4 protein-coding genes are annotated in these 3496 nt (G+C 68.6%); all 4 read right to left on the reverse strand.

Translation table 11 applies throughout. From position 1 onward, the window contains the following. Positions 1-173: 173 nt before the first annotated feature. Positions 174-713 carry a response regulator gene (locus AC1D12_RS28200; RefSeq protein ID WP_047510570.1) on the reverse strand — a complete coding sequence of 180 codons (540 nt, stop codon included), beginning with the start codon at positions 711-713 and terminating at the stop codon, positions 174-176. Continuing rightward, positions 713-2056, reverse strand: a complete 1344-nt coding sequence (gene nosR, locus AC1D12_RS28205) for a response regulator c-di-GMP phosphodiesterase, NosR family (protein WP_465113730.1) — start codon at positions 2054-2056, stop codon at positions 713-715. Before nosR ends, AC1D12_RS28200 begins: the two co-directional genes overlap by 1 nt. Before the next feature lie 13 nt (positions 2057-2069). After that, positions 2070-2990: an ATP-binding protein gene (locus AC1D12_RS28210; RefSeq protein ID WP_477825165.1), complete on the reverse strand. Its 921-nt coding sequence runs from the start codon at positions 2988-2990 to the stop codon at positions 2070-2072. A gap of 9 nt (positions 2991-2999) precedes the next feature. After that, a partial coding sequence (locus AC1D12_RS28215; RefSeq protein WP_477844394.1) for an HDOD domain-containing protein occupies positions 3000-3496 on the reverse strand: 497 nt, incomplete at its 5' end.

Below are 3496 nucleotides of genomic sequence, written 5' to 3' on the forward strand. Positions count from 1 at the left end.
GCCGCACCAGGGGCCGCAGGACACGGGTGACGGCGCTGGCGACGGCGTTCTGCACGGCAGTCGTTGGATTCATATTTGGGATTTTTATCCCAAATCTTGTGGCCGTCAAACGAAATTCGCCTCCCGGGGCGGACCTCGCCCCATGAAGGAGTGAGCGGCCGTGGGTCGCGCGCTCAGGACAGCGGCGGCATCAGCACTTCGCCGTTCGGCCCCCAGTCCACGTGCGTGAGGCCCGGTTCTTCGGATTCGAGGCGCCGCCGCTCCGCCTCGAGCGCCGGCAGGCGGCCCTCCCGCACCCGCATGGCGTCGGCGAGCAGCGCCTCTTCCTTCGAGGCCTGCGCGTGCGCCAGCGCGGCCTTCACGCTGCCGACCAGTTCGTCGTCGCTCCACGGCTTGAGGATGTAGCGGAACACCTGGGCGTCATTGACGGCACGCACCAGCGTGGCGACGTCGGCGGAGCCGCTGACGATCATCGGCACCGCGCGTGGCTGCACCTCGCGCACCTCGCGCAGGAAGGCCACGCCGTCCTGCTGGGGCATGCGGAAATCGGACACCACCACGTCGAACGCATGCTCGCGCACGCGCGCCAGTGCGAGCCGGGTGTCGCTGAACAGCTCGACGCGGGCCAGGTCGCGCAAGGGCAGCCGCAGCACGCGTTGCAGGGCCGCGAGCACATGGGGTTCGTCGTCGACCAGCAGGATGGATGCTTTCATCAGGTTCTCCGGGAGGGCCGCACGCGCAGCTCGATGCGAATGCCTTCGCGTTGTTCATAGAGGCGGATGCGGCGGATGGTGTCGGCCGTCAGCACGTGGTCGGTCGCCAGCAGCACCGCGCCCTCGCGCGAGATCAGGTCGGCTGCCAGCACCATGCCGGGCTGCAGCGATTCCGTGGTCATCGACAGTGGCGCCGGCGGCTGCGGCGCGCTCGGCTGGTTGATGTGCAGGAAGACGTCCAGCACCTCGGGGTCGAACTGGCTGCCCCGGCCGTGCATCATCAGCGTTCGCACCTGCGCCGTCTTCAGCCCCGGCGCGCCCAGGTGGCCGTTCAGCAGGTCGTCGTAGGCGTCGGCCACCGCCAGGATGCGCGCGCCCAGCGGGATGTCGGCGCCGCAGCGGCCGTCGGGAAAGCCCTGGCCGTCGAAGCGCTCGTGGTGCGCGCGGATCAGCGTGGCCACCGGCTGCATGTCGTCCAGCGCCAGCAGCGACTGCTCGCCCAGGACGGGATGCTTGCGATAGGTCGCGAGCTCTTCGGCCGTCAGCTTGGGAATCGGCTTCGCGAGGACCTCGTCGGACAGTCCGATCAGGCCGATGTCGTGCAGCAGCGCCGCGACGAACACCGTCTGCGTGTCTTCGCCGTTGCAGCCCATCGCCTTGGCCAGCTGGCGCGTCGACTCGGCCATGCGGCGTCCGTGCCCCGTCAGCTGGCCGCCGCGCAGCTCGATCAGGTTGGAGAACACCTTGATCGAGGTCATGTAGTTGCGCTTGAGCTTGTCGTGCGCCTGCGTGACCTCGACGGTGCGTTCCTGCACGCGCCGCTCGAGCTGCGCGTTGAAGCCGCGCAGTTCCTCGTTCTGCGCATGCGTCAATGCCTCGAGGCGGGCCTTCTCGCGCTCCAGCCCCAGCCGCTCCAGCGCCTGCGCGACGGTGACCCGCAATTCGCCGTCGTCCCACGGCTTGTTGACGTAGCGGTAGATCTGGCCTTCGTTGATGGCGGCGATGGTCGAGTCGACGTCGGCATAGCCGGTCAGCAGGATGCGCATCGTGCCGGGCCAGCGCCGGCGGACCTGGCCCAGCAGCTGCGCACCGTCCATGCCGGGCATGCGCATGTCGGAGATGATCAGGTCGACCGGCTCGCTTTCCATCAGCGCCAGCGCCTCGCTCCCGCTGCCTGCGGTGACGACGCGGTACTGCGGGCCGCGCAGCGCGCGCTTCAGCGACGACAGGATGTTGGGCTCGTCGTCGACGCACAGGATGGTCCACGGGGCGGGCGCCGCCGGCACCGGCGCTTCGCCGGCGGGCGCGCACGGCGCGGTGTCGGGCAGGGCAGTGGCTTGCATCGCAGGTACCGGCTCAGTCCGCCAGCGCGGCCACGCGCTTGACCGGAACGCTGACGCGGAACGCGGTGCCGCGGCCGGGTTCGCTGTTCACCTCGATGCGCCCGCCGTGCTTCTTGACGATGCCGTAGGAGAGCGACAGGCCGAGCCCGGTGCCCTTGCCGACCGGCTTGGTGGTGAAGAACGGGTCGAAGATCCGCTTCAGGTTCTCGGCCGGGATGCCGCAGCCGTTGTCCGAGATGTCGACCCAGGCTTCGTCGCCCTGCGTGCCCGTCCTGATGGTGATCGTGCCGCGCTCGGCGCTGATGGCGTGCGCCGCGTTGACGAGCAGGTTCATGAACACCTGGTTCAGCTCGGACGGCAGGCACTCCACCTCGGGCAGTTCGCCGTACTGCTTGACGACGTCGGCCTTGTACTTGATCTCGTTGTTGACGATGTTGAGCGTCGAGTCGATGCCGGTGTGCAGGCTGACCCACTCCCATTCCTGGCGCGCGTCGACGCGCGAGAAGTCCTTCAGGTCCTGCACGATCTTGCGAACGCGCTGGATGCCGTCCTTGGACTCGGCCATCAGCGCCGGGATGTCGTCCTTCAGGTAGTCGAGCTCGATCTCCTCGCGCAGGCGCAGCAGCCGCGCCGCGACCGGGCTGCCGGCCAGCACGGGTTCGGCCTCTTCATACGCCTTGAGCATGTCGAACAGCTGCGCGAGGTATTTCTCCAACGTTCCGAAGTTCGAGAAGATGAATCCGATCGGGTTGTTGATCTCGTGCGCCACGCCGGCGGCCAGCTGGCCGATCGAGGCCAGCTTCTCCGACTGGACCAGCTTGTCCTGCGCGTCCGACAGCTTGCGGTTCAGTTCGGTGAGTTCCTCGTTGGCGCGCAGCAGCGCCTCGACCTGGGTAGGGGTGAGCTGGCTGGCAGCCACTTCATGTGCATCCATGGGTGTCTCCTAGACGGTCAGCGATTCGCGCACGCTGCGCGCCTGCCGCTCGGTTCGTTCGAAGGTGCGCTGGGCCTGCTGCGGCGTCAGGGCGATGCGCTGCCAGGCGTCCAGCGAGAGCGGCGGCACCATGTCTTCGTCCAGGCCCGACAGGTCGAGCGCATGGGTCATGTTGTCGGCCACGTGCACCAGGTCGGCCAGCGTCGCGCCGGTGTGCGCAGGCAGTTCGTGGTGGCAGCGGATCGCCTCGGCGATCGCCGGCGCGAAATGCCAGTGCTCGGCGATCAGGCCGCCGACCATGGCATGGTCGGTGTTCAGCATCAGCCGTTCCGCCTCGAGCGAGTGGATGTCGTGGCGGGCCGCCCAGTCGATGGTCTGGCTCAGCTCGAGCGGAAAGTAGGTGGCGAGCGCGAGGCGGCCGATGTCGTGCATCAGCCCGGCGGAGAAGGCCGCCTCGGCGTCCAGGCGCGTGGCGGCCGCCAGTTCCTGGGCGCAGAACGCGGTGG

This window comes from Rhizobacter sp. P1_G5 (genome assembly GCF_056405435.1).

What these genes read in the sequence shown, in the direction of transcription:
- AC1D12_RS28200 (WP_047510570.1), bottom strand. Translation starts at nt 713, where the DNA reads ATGAAAGCATCCATCCTGCTGGTCGACGACGAACCCCATGTGCTCGCG.
- nosR (WP_465113730.1), bottom strand. Translation starts at nt 2,056, where the DNA reads ATGCAAGCCACTGCCCTGCCCGACACCGCGCCGTGCGCGCCCGCCGGC.
- AC1D12_RS28210 (WP_477825165.1), bottom strand. Translation starts at nt 2,990, where the DNA reads ATGGATGCACATGAAGTGGCTGCCAGCCAGCTCACCCCTACCCAGGTC.